Consider the following 22,319-nt stretch of genomic DNA (forward strand, 5'->3'; position numbering starts at 1 on the left):
GTTCATGACCGGGATACGAATGCAAGTATCAATATTCTGAAAAAAGGACTGCAGATGCAGTCTGCATAAAGATAAAAACTGTACCGTAGGGTATACGGGAACAGTATAAATATAGCTTGTGGACACTGTGTAAGACATTGCAGTACCGTAAGGCGTTTGCCAATGCAGTAGTGGGAGAAGCAAGAATCCCCCTGCTTTAGCTGCGGGGAGTGTCAAGGAATGAGAAGTAAGAAGAGAATTCAGGATGGGATCAAATATGGTCTGATCTATACAATTGTATTAATGATTCTGGGAATTGCAATCACAGAGATTTTCCCTAGGGCATTTGCAACGCTGTTTAATGCGGGACAGTCGAGAGAATATTTTATCGGAGCAATGAGAGTGATCTCTATAAGTTTCCTGTTCGCAGGAATCAATGTTGCTTATGTATAAGGATTGCCAGTAATCAATCTGGCAGATAACTGATAAAAATAGAATATTGTGAGCGAAGTAAGGCGTGAGTCATAAAATATGGCTTGCGTCTTTTTCTTTGTCTGAAAGGAAGTGATAAGTTTGAACAAGAAGTTTTTGAAGCATTATATGGAAACCAATCCAGAAGGGATAGCACAGACCTATATCTTTCTGGTGGACAATCAGGATATAGCGTTAAATATTGTAATGTCAGGTTATCAGGCACTTTGTCTGGTGCAGGAAGATGACGGGTATTATTTCAGTGCAGATTCTTTTATAGAGGAAATGAGAGCTATTCAGTTTACTGGCAGCTGTCAGTGCGCCTACTACCGACAAGTGGAAGCTGCTTGCGAAGAAGCAGGCAGAAACGCTGGAGAAAGTGACGGTGGAGAGGGACGAATTACAGGTGAGAAATCAGAAGATGAACGAGTTTATCCAGAAATTTCAGGAAAGGACACACAAGCTGAAAATGGAAAAACAGAAGCTATTCTTCGAGAATCACGAAATGCAAGACGAAATTCGGAAGTTAAACGACGAAATTCATCATTTGACAACCGAACTGTCCGAAACGCAGAAGCTGAATCAATCGCTTCAGAAGAACAACGACGATTTGAGGAACAGAAACGGATTGAAGAGCAGGAGAGAGCAAGAGCAGCTCGAAGAAGAAATAAAAGACGTTCAGGACCAGAACTCTAAATTGCAGATACAGGTGAATAAATCATCTGTGCAAGCTGTTGATGAGGCATATAGAAAACAAAAAGAAGCAGAAAAACAATTACGGTCATTAAAGCATCAGGCGGAACAGAATAGAAAGATAGCTGAGAAGGAAGTGCAAAAACTGAAAAAAAGAATAAAATTGCAATCAGAGAAAATAAACGAGATAAAATTTTTCTGTGGAATTGGATATATAGTGGCATTTGTACTTTCAGCTTGTCTTGTTAAGATGTGTTTCTTGTGATTTTAAATGCGATATTTCAGAATTGAATTATGATTTTTGATGGATTAGATTGTTTGAAACGCATTTCTATGATATGATGATAAATACCATGTGAACAGGTATTTCAAGCAAATAAGATTGAGGTGAAAAAATGGCAGTTAGTTACAAGAAATTGTGGAAATTGTTAATTGATAAAGAAATGATGAAGAAAGATTTGCGTGCAATGACAGGAGTTAGTACAACAACGATGTCTCGATTATCAAAAGATGAAAATGTAAGTACAGAGATTCTGTCAAAGATATGTTCTGCTTTGAATTGTGATGTGGGAGACATCATGGAATTTGTTCCTGATAAAAAAGAGGATCAGTAAGGAGGTACGGGAACATGGAGCATTCTTATCCTTATATTGCATCTTTAACCAGAGAGCCGTTCCTTTTCTACGAAATGCGTTCTACCGCAAAGCTAATAGTAGAAGGAATTTCCGATGATGCGATTGTAAAAGAAATTGTAGAGCAGAATCTCTTCCAGTACCCAACGGAAAAATCTATCACACGCATGGCGAAAGCCTGCATCAAACGGCTTCATGCACTGGAAGATGATTCACTGGTTGCTGCGATTGCGTCACAGCCAACGGATGTAGCAAAACAGATTTGTCTTTATGCCTTGATGAAGCAGAGCCGACTGGTTTGGGAATTTATGCTGACAGTCATTGGTGAGAAGTACAGATTAAGGGACATGTCTTTTGGTAAGCTTGATTTGAATACATTTTTTATGCGCTTGCAGGAGCAGAATGATACCGTGGCTTCCTGGAGCGATACTACAATAACAAAGTTAAAACAGATTATTGCCAGAGTGCTTGTTGAAACAGAATATCTCGACAACCGGGGGGCAGATCATTTGAATCCAGTATGGCTGCATCCTATTTTGGAGAATGCCATCAGAAGCAATGGCGACACGGCGGTACTGCCGGCGTTTAATTGCTTTGTGTAGGAGGTAACCAGATGAGTGAAATAAAAGAGCGCCTGGACAAAGTTCGGGCATTGATTCAGGAACCAGAGTTCCTGGAAGGCAAGGGACTCAGCAATGAGGTGAATATCAGAATCTTCTGTTATGAACCAGAGAACGAAATGGTTGTCCGCCATTTTGTGAATCAGCTGGAAACCGATCAGTCCTTAGATTGCCATTTGATCGTTTGTAATTTATATAAAACATTTCTCTCTATCTGCGATGATATGGACATCACAGATGCGATTCCCGATATGGAAGAAGCTGACGGAAGTGTTTATCTTCTGGAGCAGCTTAACTCCGCAATCGGCAATGGAGAGTTCATTGATAAAATCCAGTATGAGCCACACGAACCGGGTGATGTGCTGATGCTGATGGGGGTAGGTGAGGTATTTCCATTTATGAGAATCCATACATTACTGGAAGCCTTGCAACCGTATTTTTCGGATGTTCCGATTTTGGTGATGTATCCGGGTGAATTTGATGGTCGTCATGTAAAACTGTTCAATCGTCTGACATCAAATGATTATTACCGGGCGTTCAATGTCATAGATTAAGGGGGTATAAAGCTATGATGATTCGAGATATGTTTGCGGATGACATCAACCGCAAAATCAATGGTGTTATTAAAGTTGATCAGGCTGCTGATGATGTAATCGAGCAGGAGTTAAATGAATATGTCATCACCAGAGAATTGAAGAAACATTTCATTACGTTCTTTAATTATTACGGTGATGCTTTCGACCGGCCTACTGCGGATATGGGCGTTTGGATTTCGGGATTCTTTGGAAGTGGTAAATCACACTTCCTGAAAATGCTTTCCTACCTTCTGGAAAATAAAGAGGTAAAAGGCATCCGCAGTGTAGAGCGTTTCCGTAAAAAGTTTGAGGACGATCCGGCAACCTTTATGCTGATCGACCGTGCTACAAAGGGAACAACGGAGACAATTCTGTTCAATATTGATATTGAGGGATTCAGTAATAAAGACAAGACAGCTGTACTTCGTGTTTTTGCAAAGATGTTCTATAATCATCTGGGATATTATGGAGAAAATCTGAAAGTTGCCATGCTGGAGCGTTATATCGACCAGCAGGGAAAAACTGAGGAGTTCTGCAGAGTTTTTGAAGAAAAGAAAGGCAAGTCCTGGTTGGAAATGCGCCGTGCCTTTGCTTTCAATGGCAAGTTCATCATCCCGACACTGATGGAAGTTCTTGATATGAGTGAGGACGATGCCAAAGCATGGTTTAATGATAAAACTGCAACAGAAATTTCTATCGCACAGCTTGTGGAAGATATGAAAACTTATGTAAATACAAAGCCTGCGAACTTCCGTCTGCTGTTTATGATTGATGAGGTTGGACAGTACGTTGGTACAGATACCGATATGCTTTTGAATCTTCAGTCTCTGACTGAGAAAATCGGAAGTGAGTGCGAAGGAAAGATTTGGGTGATCTGCACCGGACAGGAAGCCATTGATGAAATCATCAAAGTTCGTGCCGATGAGTTCTCCCGTATTCAGGCTCGTTTTAAAACAAGACTGAGTTTATCTTCTTCCTCTGTGGATGAAGTTATCCAAAAACGTATTCTGAAAAAGAAACCAGAAGCAGCCAAAGATCTGGAAGGTGTTTATGAGCAGAATGATTCTGTTCTTCGTAACCTGTTCAGTTTCAGCAGTTCCATTCTGGATATTAAAGGTTATTCCGGCCCGAGGGAATTTACCGAGAACTTTCCGTTCGTGCCGTATCAGTTTATCATCATGCAGAAGGTATTTGCTGGAATCCGCAAGCACGGAAATTCCGGCAAGCACCTGTCTGGTGGTGAGCGTTCTATGCTGTCCGGCTTCCAGGAAGCTGCACAGAAAATTCAGGAGAAGGACGAGTATGCACTTGTGCCGTTCTTCCACTTTTATGATACCGTACATACTTTCCTGGATGGTTCGATCCGCCGTGTAATTGAGCGTTGCCAGAAAGCTGCCGACAACGGTGACGGCATCGAACAGCAGGATGTAGATGTACTGAAACTTCTGTACTTAATTCGATATATTGATGATATTCCTTCTAATTTGGACAATATCGTTATCCTTATGGCAGACGATATTCGTGTGGATAAGATTATCATGCGTGAAGCTGTCCGTGGATGCCTTGACCGCCTGATGAGCCAGAATTATATTGGCAGAACCGGCGATACTTATAATTTTCTGACCGATGAAGAACAGGACATTCAGCGTGAAATAAGAGATACCAATGTAGATACAGCGTCTATTGTGGCACATATTGCCCAGCTGATTTATAGCGACATTTTTAAAACCAGTAAGTTTCGTTATGGAAAATATGATTTTGCATTTGATAAGATGGTAGATGGAATTTCAGTGGGTGCATCAACTGGAGGTATGTGTTTACGATTCCTGACAGTGGCAACCGATGCTATTGAAAAAACAGATTATCGTCTGATGGCAGAATCAAAAGGCAATGAAGCAATTGTAGTTCTGGCTGATACGCCTTACTATGAATCTTTGGAATCAGCTATGAAGATTCGTAAGTATGTATTACAAAGAAATGTAAACTCATTACCAGATACAGTAAAGAAAATTATTGAAAATAAGCAGAGTGAAGCCACAAAATATGAAGAGAGTGCCATGACCGAATTGCAAGATGCTATTGAAGGGGCGCAGTTCTATGTAGACGGTGAGCATCTGGAAATCAAAGCTGGAAATGCCAAGAGTAAGATTGACCAGTCTCTTGAATATCTGGTTGCTCATGTATATAGCAAGCTCGATTTGATTACAGATCATGCAGGCAGTGATGCAGATATTATTGCGATTCTGACAGGTGCGGTAACGGCACTTCCGGGCATGGAGCCAAACCGTGATGCTGCTTCTGCTATGGAAGAATATCTGGAAATGCAGGATGCGAAAAAACTGCCGACATCTATGGCAGACGTGCAAAGCAAATATAGTGCAATTCCATATGGATGGAAAGAAATTGATATTGCTGCGGTTGCGGCACAGCTGATTTATTCCCAGAAAGTAATCATCAAGTATGCAGGCAATACCATTCAGCCAGATGACCCGAAATTGCCAGATATGCTCCGAAAAAAGAGTGAGATCGGCAAGACTTCCATCAGCAAGCGTAAAACCATTTCTGCTACGATGATGCGTGATGTAAAAGCGATGCTCCGAGAGTATTTCGACATCATGGATGTACCGGACGATGAAGATGGGCTGATTCGCTTTGTGACTGAGAAATTTGGTGAACAGCGTGATTACTATACTTCTCTGGATTCCCGTTATGACGGACATAAATACCCAGACCGTGCATTAGTTCAGGAAGCCATTCATCTGATGGATGATGTACTTTCTCAGAAGAAAGACAATATTGCTCTGATTGAGCGTGTGCTGAAAAAAGAGGATGCTCTTTTCGACAATAAAGAAGCCATGAGCAACGGCATTGAAAACTTCTTCAAAACCCAGGTAACAGTATTCGACCAGGCAGTGCAGTTTGAAAAATCTCTGCATGATGATCTTGACTGTATCGCAGAAAATGAGGAAGCACACAAGGCACTGAATACCATTCGTTTGATTATCATGGTTCAGACCGGAAGTAAGTTCAACTATAACCGGATTCGAGAACTGAATCCGCTGATGGATACGGTTCGTACAGCTCATGACAAGATGTTGGAAGAAAAACGTGTTGAGATTCTGGAAACGGTTCGTCAGTGTATGGAAGCAACCCACACTGCCGCAAACGGCGATTCCAAGGTATCCCATCTGATTGAGAAATCAGATCGGTATTTCAGCCAATGCAAGGAGAAAATCGCAGAATTAAAGAGCCTTGCCCTTCTGGATGCCATGTTTCTGCCAATGTGTCAGTACAAGGATGATACAGTCAGCAATATTGAATCTGTTTTGGAACCGCCTGCACCGAAGCCACAGGTACAGCCGACACAGCAAGGAAAAGAGCAAGCAACTGCAAAGAAAAAGGTTGTCCGAGCCTATAACCGTCAGGTTGTATTCCAGGCAAAGACCTTACAGACGGATGCGGACATTGATGATTATGTAGAGAAGATTCGTTCTCAGCTGAAACAGTTGCTGAAGAATTGCGACGAAATTAAGCTGAATTAAGGAGACAGGTATATAATGTTTATTAGTATGTTAGTATTTCAATTGTCGGGGGCATTACTATTGCTTTTAAATTGTATAAAAAGTGGAAAAGAATCGGTGATTAAAAATTGTTTTCCAGGAAGTAATGTAGTTGAACGTGATGAGAATAATAATTGCAAAATACCAAAAGAAAAGCTACAAGAAAGTGCACACAAAATATATTTGAATATTGTAGCATTTGTAGATTTAGTTATAGGTTATTTATTTGCAGCTTTTAGTCCAACTGCAGATGTTCAAATTGAGTTGGTATTAGCGAAAGTAATTGTGGCTACAGTTATATTACTTGTGTTGGAATATTATTTTAGTTATTTCTGTGCAAAAAGAATTTATGCAAAAGATATTAGCGTTCCATTCGATGAGTTAGAAGGAGTAGATACTACGGTTACAAAGCAAGAAATTGAAGACTTGTTTAAAAATATTTAAGGATGAGAATATATGGATAAGAATGCGATTAAAAAATTTGCTGTCTGGGCAAGAACAGAGTTGATTGCCCGTGTTTCCTTAAAAGGTGTGGAATACGGTATCACAGAGGACAACATTGAGGATGCCAATGCGGATAGCGTTGGCGGCAAAGTCCTCACCGCTGATGAAAAGAAGCAGCGTCAGGCTCTCATTGCTGAGATTAACGATAAAGGATATAAACAGGTCATGGAGGAGGTTGCCTACACTTGGTTCAATCGTTTCTCTGCTCTGCGATTCATGGAAGTCAACGGCTATCTTCCTTCCCATGTGCGTGTATTCACGGACGAGGAAAACGATTTTAGGCCGCAGATTATAACCGAAGCCATTCATCTGGATTTGGATGGACTCAATATGGAAAAAGTCTATGAGCTGAAAGATGCGGAAAAGACCGAAGAACTGTATAAATATCTGTTGATTGTGCAGTGCAACGCCCTGAATAAGGTTCTGCCGGGAATGTTCCAGAAGATAGCAGATTACACTGAGCTTCTTCTGCCAGACAATCTGCTCCGTGAAGGCAGTGTCATTCAGCAGATGATTGAGCTGATACCAGAGGATGATTGGAAGGATGCTGTCCAGATCATCGGCTGGCTGTATCAGTATTATAACAGCGAGAAAAAAGACGATGTTTTCGCAGCTCTGAAAAAGAATGTAAAAATCACAAAAGAAAACATCCCTGCAGCAACCCAGCTTTTCACACCGGACTGGATTGTTCGCTACATGGTAGAGAACAGTCTTGGTCGCCTGTGGCTGGAGGGACACCCGGATGTGAAAGAACAGCTTTTGCCGACAGAGGAAGAACAGTCTGCCTATGTTGCCGGAAACCGTGACCCGGAAGATACCAAATGGCACTACTATCTGGAAGAAGCCGAGCAGGAGCCGGAAGTACAGACACAGCTTGCCGAGATTCGCAAGGAATATGCCGCACTGACACCGGATCAGCTGAAAGTGATTGACCCATGCTCAGGTTCCGGTCATATTCTTGCGTATATGTTTGATGTGCTGATGAAGATTTATGAATCATACGGCTATACTACTCGTGAAGCAGTGGCAAGCATTGTGGAGAATAATATTTACGGATTGGATATTGATGACCGTGCGGCACAGTTGGCTTATTTTGCGGTAATGATGAAAGCCCGTCAGTATGATCGCCGCTTTTTCAGCCGTGGCATTCAGCCCCATGTATATGCTATTGTGGAGAGCAATCATGTGGATCAGTTTGCATTGGAGTATTTTTGTAATGGCAATATGAAGCTCACAGTCGCTATGGATACCATTATCAGCGAATTGCATGACGCAAAGGAATACGGTTCTATTCTGACAGTCACTCAGCAGGATTGGGTTGCCCTGTATAATCGCTTTGTAGAGATTACGGAAGATATAAATATGTCCCGTGAGACGGCATTGAGAGAATTACTGCCGTTGGTACAGGTGGCGGAAACACTGGCACAGAAGTATGATGTGGTTGTAACAAATCCGCCGTATATGGGGGCATCGGGTATGAGCACAAAGCTGTCGAATTATGTAAAAAAGAATTACCCTGACAGCAAAAGCGACCTGTTTGCTGTGTTTATCGAAAAATGCGAACAGATGCCGAAGAAGAACGGCTATCAGGCAATGATTACCCAGCACGCATGGATGTTCCTGTCCAGCTTTGAAAAACTGCGTGGAAAATTGCTGCATACCGATATTGTCAATATGGCGCATCTGGGCGCAAGAGCCTTTGAAGAAATCGGCGGTGAGGTGGTGCAGACCACATCGTTTGTTATGCGGAAAAGCCATATCGCAGACTATAAAGGTGAGTATTGCCGGCTGATCGAGCCGACTACACAGCAAGGCAAAGAAGATATGTTTCTTGCAGATGAAAACAGGTATACTGCTGATCAATCTAATTACTCAAAAATTCCTGGTAGTCCTGTGGCGTATTGGGTTGCATCAGCTATTTTTGAATTAATGGTTGGAGAAAAACTTGAGGAGAAATTTTTATCTGCTGGAAGGTTTAAATCTTGTAATGATGAGTTATATTTGAGGTTTTGGTGGGAACCAATAAATGTGGCATCAAATTGGCATTGCTATTGTAAAGGTGGAGATGGACGAAAATATGTTGGAAATGAAGTAAGACTTATTAATTGGACAGAGGATAGCCAGAAATATTATAAGAATAATGGCGGAGTTGGTAATAAAGCATATTGGGAAAAAGAAGGTATTACGTGGGCAACTATAACAACTTCTAAACCATCGTTTCGTATAAAGCAACAGACATACTTTTGGAGTTCATCTGCACCGACCATTTTTCATAAGCAAGGGATGAATTTAACAATATACTTGGCTTATTTAAATTCAAAGCCAGTAGAATATATTCTTGGAATATTAAATCCTACTGCAAGCCTTACTGTGGCTGATGTTTTAAAATTACCATATAAAGAATGTTGGAATACATCAATAAATAATGATTTAGGAAGTTCTAATGAAATGATATGTCGTCAAGATTGGGATTCCTTTGAAACTTCATGGGATTTCCAACGTCATCCACTGCTTCGCAAGGTTCCTACCATTTCCGAAGCCTTTGACCAGTGGCAGGCTGAATGTGATGACCGCTTCAACCAGTTGAAAGCTAATGAGGAAGAACTGAACCGTATCTTCATTGACATTTATGGTTTGCAGGATGAGCTGACACCAGAGGTTGAGGATAAGGATGTTACTGTCCGCAAGGCTGACCTTGGTAGAGATATTCGCTTTTTCATTTCCTATGCGGTTGGTTGTATGTTTGGTCGTTACTCTCTGGATGTGGACGGGCTTGCCTATGTAGGTGGCGAATGGGACAACAGCAAGTACGCTTCTTTCGCTGCGGATAAGGATAATATTATCCCGATTTGCGACGATGAATACTTTGAGGATGATATTGTCGGTCTGTTCGTGGAGTTTGTGAAAACCGTTTACGGTGCAGAAACCTTAGACGAAAACCTGAAATTCATTGCCGATGTACTGGGTGGTAAAGGTCAGCCGAAGGATGTAATTCGGAATTATTTCCTGAATGATTTTTATAAAGATCATTGTAAGATTTATCAAAAACGCCCGATTTACTGGTTATTTGACAGTGGTAAGAAGAACGGCTTTAAGGCTCTGATCTATATGCACCGCTACCAACCGGATACCATTGCCCGTATTCGTACTGACTATGTGCATGAACAGCAGGCTCGTTATCGCACTGCCATTGCCGATCTGGAACAGCGGATTGCCAATGCTTCCACTGGTGAGCGTGTGAAGTTGAATAAAAAGCTGACCACCTTGCAGGCACAGGATACTGAGATCAGAACCTACGAGGAAAAGATTCATCACCTTGCCGACCAGATGATTTCCATTGATCTGGACGATGGCGTGAAAAAGAATTATGCAATTTTCCAGGATGTTTTGGCTAAAATAAAGTAAGGAGGGATTGCGTATGATGACTGCAAACCCGATTTTACTTCAGAAAAAATATGCCCGTGTCATTGAGTGCTTTGCCAAACAGCAGGGACTTTTACTGGATGAGGCATTGGGATTATTTTATCATTCCGAAGTCTATCGGCTAATGCGAGATGGTGCTTCTGATATGCACTGTATGAGTGATCTGTATCTTGCAGAGAAATTAAGACGGGAATATACAGAGAAGTTTCTGGAAAATCACCAATAACTGAAATGTAAGTTTGGTATTTATTCGTGATGAGGTGCTACAAAATGATTGATTTTAACAATCCGAACACGTTTCCAAAAGAATTGAAAAATTGGGGAACTGAATTTGAAAAGATGATTTTAAGAAGAGTAAATACGGATAATATTGAGGAATGGTGGCAAATTGAACATCAGTTGCAAGATATTAGAATCGATGAATCGAAGTTGGTTACTGATTTTGTTAAAGATAATATGGATACAGAAATTGCAGTATGTCACTGTACACGTATTTTAGATGAGAATGAATATTGGAAACATGGTCTTGTGACTGCGGGAGGGGAAAATAGTGCTGGCGAGAAACGATTACGAAAACTCCTTGTGGATATAGGTTTAGATGATGACAAAATAGAAGAAGTTTTTTCGCATGTGTATTATTTATGGAATCGAGATAAACAATCCAGAACAAAGTCGGTACATTTTTTTGCCGATAAAAGTCAAGTATATAAAGACGATCAGTTAAATCATTTTGCTATCAATTTAGGGGGAGAAATTTTACGATGGTCTTTGGAGGCAATTGATCGGGAACTGTATAAAAAAGAACCTTATAAGCGTTTATGGATTATGGGAACTCCATCTGTAATAACATTCAAGGTAAAATTAAGCGATATTCATGAGATATATCGTAATAGTTTAATTGCTGAAATAGTCAAGTACAACATAACGAATGATCTATTTGGTTTTAATTATGAATTTGAATTTACAGGAATGACAGTTGGAGATGTTCCGCCGCAAAGTATTTTAAGTATCGAAGAAATAAAAGATTACATACAAATGCAAGAAAAATATTCCGATTATAAGGGATTCTATGATGAATTGAAAAGTGACTTTAAATAATCAGGTGGTGAATGCTACCAAAGAGAGCGAGGTGTTACAATGACTATAGAAGAAATTCTTGCAGGAGAATCGAAGAATGTGGAGTTCAAAGAGACCCTGCCAGAGAAAAGCATCAAATATATGAAGTCTGTGGTTGCCTTTGCAAATGGAACCGGAGGAAAAATCATTTTCGGAATTGCCGATAAAACCAGAGAGGTTGTCGGTTTTGACAAGGAAGAGGTATTCAAGAAAATGGATGCCATTGCCAATGCCGTATCAGACAGCTGTGAACCGGCAATCATCCCGGATATTACTTTACAGACGGTTGATGGTAAGACTGTCATCGTGGTAGAGGTTTCTGAGGGTAGACAACGTCCATATTATATCAAAGCTCTTGGTAGAGATGGTGGTGTATATGTCCGTGTTGCCGGAACTACCCGCCTTGCCGATGAGTATATGGTAAAGGAGCTGCTGTTTGAGGGCAGTAACCGCTACTACGATCAGGCTTTATGTACTGGGTTAAATGTTACAGATGAAGATATTGATGTCCTTTGTAAAGCTATGAAAGAACAGGCTGTTAAAAATGCCCGTACAGAGGAACAGAAAGCAGCGATTAAAGATGTCGGTAGACAGCAGCTGCGTTCCTGGGGTATTTTGATTGAGCGTGATGGAAAAGATTATCCGTCCAATGCGTTTGCTATTTTGACAGGTAATGGTGGACTTCATGTTGCAACGCAATGTGGCGTGTTCAAAGGGACAACGAAAGCGGTATTTGTTGATCGTAGAGAATATACCGGACCGCTTTGGAAACAGATAGACGAAGCATTTCAGTTTGTCTTGAGAAATATTCATCTGGGTGCTACTATTGTGGGAATTTATCGCCAGGATGTTTATGAGATTCCACCGGATGCCATTCGTGAGTTGATTATCAATGCTATGGTACATCGTAGTTATCTGGATCATGGTACGATACAGGTAGCGGTATATGACAACCGATTGGAAATTACTTCTCCAGGAAAGTTGCCAATGGGACAAACGATGGAGCGTATGAAAGAAGGCTATTCTAAAATCAGAAATGAAGCTCTTGCTCATGCGTTTGCTTACATGAATCTGATCGAGCATTGGGGAAGCGGCATTCCGAGAATTATAGACAAAGTAAAAGCTGCCGGGCTGCAGGAGCCGGAGTTTATTGGTGGCGAAGTTGATTTGCGTATTAATATTTATCGAGGTCAGGTTGCTACCAATAACGCCATGATTAACGCCAATGGCACTAAAAATGGCGCTAATGGCGTTAAAAGTGGCGCTGATGATGGCACTAATAGCGCTGAAGTGCCGCTTAATAAGGAACAGACGCAGATAGAAAAATTGTTGCAGATTATAGAGAAGAATCCGTCTGCAACACAGGCCTATTATGCAGAAAAAATGGGTGTATCGAAAAGAACGATTTCTCGAATGTTCGCTTCTTTACAGGAAAAAGGTAGATTGGTACAGGGCGGAACAAAACGAAAAGCAAATTGGAAAATTATAAGGTAGGAGGACAGCATGGATACAGATAAAATAATACAAGATTTAAATCGCAGGTTTGCTGCACCTCTGCCTGAGTTTTATCAGCGTCGTATCATTTTCTGGTACGATGAAGATAAGGAATTTGAGGATAAATTGGATGAAGTGGTTTTGGAAAATGCAAAGGTGATTGCACTGACTGGAAATAATGCGTTTTCTGTAAAAAAACTGCTTTCAGTAGATGATTTGAGCACAAATTATCTGGTTTACAGTCCGTGTGTCTATAACCGCCCTGATGATAACTGGCTTCTGGATGTGGAGCTTTACAGCGAAGAGTTTCGGGCGGATCTGATTTCTATCTGGATGGATGAGATGGGACTTATATCAAATCCAGCAATGAGGAAACAAGTTAAGAATTATCGTGCTTATTTCAATGCGAAAGACCGTCGTTTGAAAGTTAGCACGCAGAATAAAGTTCCGGAAACACCGGCACAGTTACACATGGCTGTCATGGCGGCAATCTGTGGATTGAAAGATGCACAGCCTAATATGATTCTTCGTAGTGTGTTCCAGGCGGGACTGGATTTGAATAATAATACGGTTTATCAGGATTTTGTAAAATATCATGCAGACGCAGCTTTTTGGGCGATGGTTCGTCAGGGAAGTGGATTTGTGGAGGAAGAACCAGATCTTGGGCAGTTGGCAATTCATCTGCTTTTAACCGCGGCGACCCGTACCATGCGGCAGGAATATCTTGCCGGACTGGACAGTTTTATTTCCATACCACATCAGGCATATTGCTATGATTTTATTTCTGAATGGCTTCATAGTGACAACATTCCGCAATTATATGATGTGGCACGTTATGTTGAGGATGAAGCCCGTCTGCATCAGCGCTTTGAAAAGCTGACGGTAGAGGATTTGGTAGGAACAGAGTGCTTTCCGTGTATTAATGAAGTGATTCTGACAAAGCTAATGACAGAGATCAGTGACCATATCATTGATGTGGATACCATTACGAATACCGTTGAAAAACGTAGAACTTGTGTATGGTATGAGCCATTTGAAAATTTTTATGACGGTATCTTACAAGTGGCGAATATGCAAAGTTTCTTTAAGGAACATTCTGCCGGATTCCATACCGCAGAAGCGAAAAGTATCTGGAAAGAATATACTGAGAGCTACTATCAGATGGACACTTATTACCGTTTGTTCCATCTTAGTTTTCAAAAGAGTTTGGAGACTTCCAATATTCTGCTGGATGATTTGTTCAAGCATGTTGTCGATAAGGTGGAAGGACTTTATACGCACTGGTTCTTAGGTGAGTTGGGCAACAACTGGTCGGATGTATGTGCGGATGAACTGGCAACTTACGGTAAAGTTCTGGAAGTACCGCAACAGGAGGATTTTTACCGTTCCCGTATCCAAACCTCGGATACGAAAGTATTTGTAATTATCTCAGATGCCATGCGTTATGAAGTGGCGGCTACGATGGCAGATCAGCTTCAGCGAGAAACGCGAAGTAAGGTTTCTATCAGCAGTATGCAGAGTATCTTTCCTTCTACTACAAAGTTTGGTATGGCAGCTTTGTTGCCGCACAAAGAATTGACAGTAGAGGTTCGGAACGATATTTTGACGGTTTTGGCAGATGGACAGTCTACGGCAAGTACTTATAGGGACAAGGTTCTGAAAACAGAAGAGCCGGCAAGCGTGGCCTTAAAGTATAATGACATCATTGCTATGAAACGAGCGGAAAGAAGTGCTTTGGTAAAAGGTATGGATGTGGTCTATATTTACCACGATACCATTGATGAAGCCAGCCACACTTCGGATACTGCTGTTTTTGCTGCGTGTGACAAGGCAATTTCAGAATTGAAGAATCTTGTGCGTATCATTGTAAATGAATTTGGTGGAACGAATATTTTAATTACGGCAGATCATGGATTTCTTTATACATACAGTCCTTTGAAGGAAGAGGACAAAGTAGATAAAAGAGGATTTTTTGATGTGGATGTAACAAACTCTGACATTACAAAAAAAGAAAGTATCAAGCGATGTGTGGAGTATGGCAGAAGATATGCAATTATGCAGAAGGGTGTGCAACCAGATTACTTGATGCCTGTAAAATTTCTGGGAGGAAATACAGAATTTGATGGATTTGCGCCGAGAGAAAGTATTCGTATCAAAATGAATGGTGGCGGTATGAATTTTGTGCATGGTGGTATTAGTTTGCAGGAAATGGTTGTTCCGGTGATTGAGTATCATTATCTCCGCAATGATTCTATGGAATATAAGCGAAATAAGCAGAAATATGATACCAAGCCGGTAACAGTCAATTTACTGTCCGCAAACCGTAAAATCAGCAATATGATTTTTTCATTGAACTTCTATCAAAAAGATGCGGTCAGTACAAACCGTGAAGCAGCAATCTATCAGGTTTACTTTACAGATGAGGACGGCAAGCAGATTAGTGATATTCAGAAGATTATTGCAGATAAGACCAGCGATAATGGTGCAGAAAGAACTTTCCGTTGTCAGTTTAATTTGAAATCTCTGAAATACAGCAATACAGCTACTTATTATCTGGTAATTGCAGATGAACAGGGATTACAGATGCCACAGCGGGAGCCATTCCAGATTGACATCGCCTTTGCGGTGGACGAGTTTGATTTTTTTAGTTAATGCCGTAGGAGGAGAGAAAGATGGAGCAATTTGCAGAGAGTGAAAGTACCCGTGAAGAAATAAAGAACAAGCTCCGTCAGAACTTTGACGGTAAGATTGTTCGGAAAGACCTGACAAAGAAAATTAAAGAAGGGGCGAATGTCCCAGTGTATGTTCTTGAGTTCTTGTTGGGACAGTATTGCAGTTCAGATGATGAGACGGTTATAGAGAAAGGCGTACAGAATGTGAAGCGTATTCTTGCTGACAACTTTGTACGCCCGGATGAATCACAGAAAATTCTGTCTCAGTTGCGTAAAAAAGGCAGTCACACAATCATTGATATGGTGACTGTTCGACTGGATATGAAAAAGGATTGCTTTTTTGCAGAGTTTTCTAATTTGGGCATTGGTAATGTACCGATTGCCGATGAATATCCAGAAAAATTTGATCGCCTGCTCTGCGGCGGTATCTGGTGTATTGTTCAGCTGGATTATGAGGTTGAAGGTGACAATAATTTTGGTATTGAGGACATTGATGGAAATCCGCTTCGTTCCAAACAGAAAAAGCAGAAAGATATTTCACCAATCAGTATCCGTAAGCTGACACCGATCCAGATGCCGCACATTGATATTGATGAACTAAAGCAGGGGCGAAAGGCTTTTACGAAAGATGAATGGCTGGATATTCTTCTTCGTTCTATCGGCATGGAGCCAGATGAATTTACATATCGTGAGAAATGGTTACTTTTGACCCGTATGATTCCATTAGTTGAAAATAACTTTAATCTTTGTGAGTTGGGACCGAGAAGTACCGGTAAATCTCATCTTTACAAAGAGATTTCACCGAACAGTATTTTAATTTCCGGTGGACAGACGACGGTTGCAAACCTGTTTTACAATATGGGACGCAAAACGGTCGGACTGGTCGGCTTATGGGATTGTGTAGCCTTTGATGAAGTGGCAGGTATCAAGTTTAAAGATAAAGATGGCATTCAGATCATGAAGGATTATATGGCATCCGGATCTTTTGCCCGTGGCAAAGAAGAAAAAGCTGCTACTGCGTCTATGGTATTTGTGGGAAATATCAATCAGAGTGTGGATGTGCTGTTGAAAACCTCCAGTCTGTTTGCACCTTTCCCGCAGGAAATGGGAACAGATACAGCATTTCTTGATCGTATGCACTGCTATCTTCCTGGATGGGAGATACCGAAGTTCAGACCGGAGCATTTTACCGATGATTACGGTTTTATCAGTGACTATTTAGCAGAGTTCATCCGAGAGCTTCGCAAGGAGCAGTATGGAGATGCACTTGATCATTACTTCCGCTTGGGGAGAAATCTGAATCAGCGTGATACAATTGCGGTTCGTCGTATGATAGACGGTTATCTGAAGTTGATGTACCCAAATGGTGAGTTTACCAAAGAAGAACTGGAAGAAATTATTCAGATTGCATTGGAAATGCGTCGCCGTGTCAAGGAGCAATTGAAGAAACTGGGCGGTATGGAATTTTATGATGTAAACTTCTCTTATATAGATTTAGAAGATATGTCAGAATATTATGTTTCCGTACCAGAACAGGGTGGCGGTAAGCTGATACCGGATGGAATGTGTAATCCGGGACAGGTTTATACCGTATCCAGAGGAAAAAGTGGCATGATTGGTGTATTCCGTTTGGAAAGTCAGATGCTTCCAGGCAATGGCAAAATTGAACGGACTGGCTTAGGCAGTGATTCTAAATGCAAGGAAGCGGTGAACACGGCATTTAATTATCTGAAAGCCAACGGCAATCGGATCAGTGGCTCTATCAGCACATCGACCAAAGACTACATCATCAATTATCAGGATTTGCAGGGTATCGGCATGACAGATAAACTGGCACTTCCAACGTTGATTGCACTTTGTTCGATTGCCCTTGGAAAGCCTGTTGTCAGCAACTTGGCAGTGTTGGGAGATATATCAATTAGTGGCACAATGATAAAGGTGGATGAACTTGCAAACACGCTTCAAGTGTGCCTGGATAGCGGTGCAAAGAAGGTGCTGATTCCGAGTACATCATTTGTAGATTTCGCAAGTGTTCCGGCTGATCTGATGAGTGCATTTCAGCTGATTCCGTACCAGAGTGCGGAAGATGCGGTGTTTAAGGCATTGGGGGTAGAATGATTGAAGAAAGACTTAATTAAACTTATAGATTCACGAAAAGAAATAGAAAAGATGTTTCATCCGTTTGGTGGCGGTATGGGAACATCCTTTGAACGGATCAGTGATGTGCCTGAATTTCAAAATTGGCTTCAAGAGATAAAATTGGAATTACAGGGAATTTATGATCGAACTCATGACACTTTTGTATGGGAAACTATCAATTTGTGTGGCAAGCGTCTGGATGGTTTTACGGAGAAAAAGTATTTTATTGAGCTTGTCGGAAAACTTCAGGCTATTAGAAAAAATATTGATAAATATTATCAGGACGAGGAGAAAGAGTCAGGATTGTCACATTCACAAGGAGGTGCTTCTGGTATGAAAAAGAAACCGCTTATATTTATAAGTCATTCTTCTAAGAATAAGGATCAAGTTGCAAAAATTGCGGATTTACTTCGTTCAATCAATTTAAGTCCTCGCAGAGATATTTTTTGCAGCTCCCTCCCAGGATATGGAATACCAAATGGAGCCAATATTTTTGACTTTTTAAGGGAACGGTTCCTTAATTATGACTTGCATATTATTTTCGTACATTCGCCAGAATATTACGAAAGCCCAGTCAGCTTAAATGAAATGGGCGCAGCATGGGTACTAAGAGCCAATGCAACTTCACTTCTTCTTCCTGGTTTTGATTTTTCTGGAATGAAAGGTGTAATTGGAAGTGACTGCATTGCTATTAAGTTAGATGGTGATCGTTCAGAAGTAAAAGATCGCCTGAATCAGTTGAGACGGGAATTAGAATCAGAATTTGATATTTCAGATAATGAAGATATTATTTGGGAAGAAGCAAGGGACAAGTTCGTCAGTGAAATAAATGGCGATGTATCAATCAAAAATGAGAATATCAGTGCTATACCTGCCTTAATTACAGAGGAAATGAAGCAACTCCTTAAAAAAGTGGCAGATGCACCGGGAGGGCAGATTCTGATAACTTCAGATTTGGAATCAGGTACATATATTCAGATTGGCAGCGAAGTAGTTGCTAAGGAGTATCCAGATAGACGTGAATATGCTGTTTGGGAAGAGGCACTTAATGCTTGTTTGAAAGAAAAATATATTGAAAGAAAAAGCGAAGAGATTTGTGTAATCACAAATGCTGGTTATAAAGTAGTTGAGTGATGAAAAATACATATAGTAGAAGAGCATTAGATTAAAAAAAGAATAGTAGCTCCCCATTATTGGAATATTCCAGTTTTGGGGAGCATTGTATTTGCTATATTCGCCATTGTTTCTTAGGCTCATATTTTCCACATCCATCACAAGTCTGTGGCCAGTTGATTTTCCACTCAAAATACTCATCTCTGGTAATCACACCGGATTTTAGTTCATCCATTCGAACTACCCATTCTTTCAGAAAATCATTCAGAACTCCATAGTCAAACCACATACAGACAGGAGCATGGGCAGGCCAGCTATCGTTGTCATGGTAGTAAACGGAAGTGTCTGCTACTTCATTGCATTTTTCACCAGGAAATTTCCGAGGAAGAAACAGATGCAGGGCAGATGGATTAAATTCATCCAGCCAGAAAAGGAGTTCCATCATTTCGGAAGCGTCACGTCCAGCGGTATCATAGAGGGTATAAGGATTAACATCAAGAGCCTGTGCCATTTTATCGACCAGATCTTTTTTCGGAACACGAACGCCTTTTTCATATTGTACAATTCGGGCGAAATTCTTTACAAATAATTAGCACTCACCTCTTGACAGTGCTAATAAATGGTGTTATAGTTCTCCTAGAACAAGAAAAAAGCACAGCATTTCCGGTATGCGAATATTGGAAATGCTTTTCATAGAATAGGAGGAAAGCCTATGAATATCAGTAAATTTACACAGAAATCCGTACAGGCTGTCCAGGATCTTGAAAAGATTGCTTATGAATATGGCAATCAGGAGATCGAAGAGGAACACCTTCTGTATGCCTTGCTGACACAGGAGGACAGCCTGATCCTCAAGCTGATCGAGAAGATGGAAATCCAGAAGGAATATTTTGTTGACACAGTTAAGAAGGCACTGGATGCCAGAGTTAAGGTTTCCGGTGGAGAGCTTCGATTTGGTCAGTATCTGAACAAGGCGCTGGTCAGTGCAGAGGACGAAGCGAAGGCTATGGGAGATGAGTATGTATCGGTTGAGCATCTGTTTCTTTCCATGCTGAAGAATCCAAGCCCGAGCATGAAGAAGCTATTCAATGAATTCGGAATCACCAGAGAGCGTTTTCTTCAGGCATTATCTACAGTCAGGGGAAACCAGAGAGTTGTCAGTGACAACCCGGAGGCAACCTATGATACCCTGAATAAATACGGTGAGGATCTTGTGGAGAAGGCGAAGAACCAGAAGCTTGATCCGGTGATCGGTCGTGATATGGAGATCCGGAATATTATCCGTATCCTTTCCCGTAAGACCAAGAACAACCCGGTTCTCATCGGTGAGCCTGGCGTTGGTAAAACAGCAGCCATCGAGGGACTGGCACAGCGTATTGTGGCAGGAGATGTACCGGAAGGTCTTAAGAATAAGAAGATTTTTGCCCTGGATATGGGTGCGCTGGTTGCAGGTGCCAAGTATCGTGGTGAGTTTGAGGAACGTCTGAAAGCGGTACTTGAGGAAGTGAAGAAGAGCGAAGGACAGATCATTCTGTTTATCGATGAGCTTCATCTGATCGTGGGTGCAGGTAAGACAGACGGCGCCATGGATGCAGGAAACATGCTGAAGCCTATGCTTGCCAGAGGTGAGCTGCACTGTATCGGTGCAACAACTCTGGATGAGTACCGACAGTACATTGAGAAGGATGCTGCACTTGCCCGTCGTTTCCAGCCGGTTATGGTAAATGAGCCGACAGTGGAAGATACCATTTCCATTCTCCGTGGCCTGAAGGAACGATATGAGGTATTCCACGGTGTTAAGATCACAGACAGTGCTCTGGTTGCAGCTGCCACACTTTCACACAGATACATTACAGACCGTTTTCTCCCGGATAAGGCAATCGACCTTGTTGATGAAGCCTGTGCGCTGATCAAGACGGAGTTGGATTCCATGCCGACAGAGCTGGATGAGCAGAGACGTAAGATCATGCAGCTGGAGATTGAAGAGTCTGCCCTGAAAAAAGAAACTGACAACTTAAGTAAAGAGCGTCTGGCTGATCTGCAGAAAGAACTTGCAGAGCTGAGAGATACTTTTAATACCCAGAAAGCTCAGTGGGATAATGAGAAGCATTCCGTAGAGAAGCTTCAGAAATTACGTGAGCAGATCGAGGATATCAATAAACAGATCCAGAAAGCAAAACAGAATTACGATCTGGAGAAAGCAGCAGAGCTGCAGTACGGCGAGCTGCCGAAGCTTCAGCAGCAGCTGGAGGTTGAGGAGAAGCAGGTTAAAGAGAGTGACAGAAGCCTGGTACATGAGGCTGTCACAGATGATGAGATTGCTCGTATCATTTCCAGATGGACCGGTATTCCGGTAACCAAGCTGACAGAAGGTGAGAGAACCAAGCTGCTGGGCCTTGAGGATGAGCTGCACAAACGTGTAGTAGGACAGGATGAGGGTGTTCGTCTTGTAACAGATGCGATCCTTCGTTCCAAAGCCGGAATCAAGGATCCCACAAAGCCGATCGGTTCCTTCCTGTTCCTCGGACCAACCGGTGTTGGTAAAACAGAGCTTGCCAAGACTCTGGCTGCCACACTGTTTGACGATGAACAGAATATGGTCCGTATCGATATGAGTGAATACATGGAGAAATATTCCGTGTCCCGTCTGATCGGAGCGCCTCCAGGATATGTCGGATATGAGGAAGGCGGACAGCTGACAGAGGCCGTTCGAAGAAAACCGTACAGTGTTGTTCTTTTTGATGAGATCGAGAAGGCTCACCCGGATGTATTCAATGTACTTCTGCAGGTACTGGACGATGGACGTATCACGGATTCACAGGGACGTACGGTTGATTTTAAGAATACGATCCTGATCATGACTTCCAACATTGGTTCTCCGTACCTTCTTGACGGTATCGACGAGAAGGGAGATATCAAACCGGAGGCACAGGAACAGGTTATGAATGATCTTCGTGGTCACTTCCGTCCGGAATTTCTGAACCGTCTGGATGAGATCATCATGTTCAAGCCGCTGACCAAGGATAATGTAGGTAAGATCGTAGATCTTATGGTCAAAGAGCTCAGCGACCGTCTGGCTGACCAGGAGCTTTCTCTGGAGCTTACAGATGCTGCCAAACAGATGGTAGTGGATAACGGTTATGATCCTGTTTACGGTGCACGTCCTCTGAAGCGTTATCTCCAGAATTATGTGGAGACACTGACAGCCAAGAAGATCCTTTCCGGTGATGTACATGCGGGAGATACCATTGTGCTGGATGTGAAGGACGGAGCGTTTACCGTCAGCACGAAGTAAAAAATAACTCCATAAAGTTATGATAGATTGACA

Annotated in this window: 16 protein-coding genes and 1 pseudogene; 16 read left to right on the forward strand and 1 reads right to left on the reverse strand. The window is 41.7% G+C overall.

The window, feature by feature from the left end:
- Positions 1-216: 216 nt before the first annotated feature.
- The 15 genes and pseudogenes from ACTNDQ_RS07305 to ACTNDQ_RS07375 form a co-directional block, all read left to right on the forward strand.
- Positions 217-426, forward strand: a pseudogene (locus ACTNDQ_RS07305) (MATE family efflux transporter); the annotation flags it as partial.
- A 126-nt stretch (positions 427-552) separates the two neighbouring features.
- On the forward strand, positions 553-1,146 hold the full coding sequence (locus ACTNDQ_RS07310) for a hypothetical protein (RefSeq protein ID WP_288787024.1): 594 nt from the start codon (positions 553-555) through the stop codon (positions 1,144-1,146).
- A 13-nt stretch (positions 1,147-1,159) separates the two neighbouring features.
- Positions 1,160-1,408 (forward strand): hypothetical protein, encoded by a 249-nt coding sequence (locus ACTNDQ_RS07315; RefSeq protein WP_288787022.1) that lies wholly within the window; start codon positions 1,160-1,162, stop codon positions 1,406-1,408.
- Positions 1,409-1,538: 130 nt separating this feature from the next.
- Positions 1,539-1,757, forward strand: coding sequence for a helix-turn-helix domain-containing protein (locus ACTNDQ_RS07320; protein WP_441064313.1), 219 nt, complete (start codon positions 1,539-1,541; stop codon positions 1,755-1,757).
- 14 nt (positions 1,758-1,771) lie between these two features.
- Positions 1,772-2,377 carry a DUF1819 family protein gene (locus tag ACTNDQ_RS07325; protein ID WP_441064314.1) on the forward strand — a complete coding sequence of 202 codons (606 nt, stop codon included), beginning with the start codon at positions 1,772-1,774 and terminating at the stop codon, positions 2,375-2,377.
- 11 nt (positions 2,378-2,388) lie between these two features.
- Positions 2,389-2,949 carry a DUF1788 domain-containing protein gene (locus ACTNDQ_RS07330; protein WP_441064315.1) on the forward strand — a complete coding sequence of 187 codons (561 nt, stop codon included), beginning with the start codon at positions 2,389-2,391 and terminating at the stop codon, positions 2,947-2,949.
- 14 nt (positions 2,950-2,963) lie between these two features.
- Positions 2,964-6,512, forward strand: a complete 3,549-nt coding sequence (gene brxC / locus ACTNDQ_RS07335; RefSeq protein ID WP_441064316.1) for a BREX system P-loop protein BrxC — start codon at positions 2,964-2,966, stop codon at positions 6,510-6,512.
- A gap of 15 nt (positions 6,513-6,527) precedes the next feature.
- Positions 6,528-6,974 (forward strand): hypothetical protein, encoded by a 447-nt coding sequence (locus ACTNDQ_RS07340; protein ID WP_390427277.1) that lies wholly within the window; start codon positions 6,528-6,530, stop codon positions 6,972-6,974.
- 12 nt (positions 6,975-6,986) lie between these two features.
- Complete coding sequence (gene pglX / locus ACTNDQ_RS07345) at positions 6,987-10,439, forward strand: BREX-1 system adenine-specific DNA-methyltransferase PglX (protein WP_441064317.1); 3,453 nt, start codon at positions 6,987-6,989, stop codon at positions 10,437-10,439.
- A gap of 16 nt (positions 10,440-10,455) precedes the next feature.
- On the forward strand, positions 10,456-10,683 hold the full coding sequence (locus ACTNDQ_RS07350; protein ID WP_441064339.1) for a DUF3791 domain-containing protein: 228 nt from the start codon (positions 10,456-10,458) through the stop codon (positions 10,681-10,683).
- A gap of 44 nt (positions 10,684-10,727) precedes the next feature.
- Positions 10,728-11,555 (forward strand): hypothetical protein, encoded by an 828-nt coding sequence (locus ACTNDQ_RS07355; RefSeq protein WP_441064318.1) that lies wholly within the window; start codon positions 10,728-10,730, stop codon positions 11,553-11,555.
- A 39-nt stretch (positions 11,556-11,594) separates the two neighbouring features.
- Positions 11,595-13,067: an RNA-binding domain-containing protein gene (locus tag ACTNDQ_RS07360; protein ID WP_441064319.1), complete on the forward strand. Its 1,473-nt coding sequence runs from the start codon at positions 11,595-11,597 to the stop codon at positions 13,065-13,067.
- A gap of 9 nt (positions 13,068-13,076) precedes the next feature.
- The gene (pglZ, locus tag ACTNDQ_RS07365) at positions 13,077-15,719 is read left to right on the forward strand and encodes a BREX-1 system phosphatase PglZ type A (protein WP_441064320.1); all 2,643 of its coding nucleotides are present in this window, start codon (positions 13,077-13,079) and stop codon (positions 15,717-15,719) included.
- A gap of 20 nt (positions 15,720-15,739) precedes the next feature.
- Positions 15,740-17,857 carry a protease Lon-related BREX system protein BrxL gene (gene brxL, locus ACTNDQ_RS07370; protein ID WP_256171765.1) on the forward strand — a complete coding sequence of 706 codons (2,118 nt, stop codon included), beginning with the start codon at positions 15,740-15,742 and terminating at the stop codon, positions 17,855-17,857.
- Positions 17,858-19,012, forward strand: coding sequence for a toll/interleukin-1 receptor domain-containing protein (locus ACTNDQ_RS07375; RefSeq protein WP_278795552.1), 1,155 nt, complete (start codon positions 17,858-17,860; stop codon positions 19,010-19,012).
- Between the two features lie 94 nt (positions 19,013-19,106).
- On the opposite strand, the gene ACTNDQ_RS07380 is transcribed toward ACTNDQ_RS07375, so the two are convergent.
- Complete coding sequence (locus tag ACTNDQ_RS07380; RefSeq protein WP_441064321.1) at positions 19,107-19,502, reverse strand: helix-turn-helix domain-containing protein; 396 nt, start codon at positions 19,500-19,502, stop codon at positions 19,107-19,109.
- A 201-nt stretch (positions 19,503-19,703) separates the two neighbouring features.
- Between ACTNDQ_RS07380 and clpB the strand changes: the two genes are divergently transcribed.
- On the forward strand, positions 19,704-22,286 hold the full coding sequence (clpB, locus tag ACTNDQ_RS07385) for an ATP-dependent chaperone ClpB (protein ID WP_288787000.1): 2,583 nt from the start codon (positions 19,704-19,706) through the stop codon (positions 22,284-22,286).
- Positions 22,287-22,319 lie beyond the last annotated feature (33 nt).

Source organism: Blautia massiliensis (ex Liu et al. 2021), from assembly GCF_052064225.1.
GTDB lineage: Bacteria > Bacillota > Clostridia > Lachnospirales > Lachnospiraceae > Blautia_A > Blautia_A fusiformis.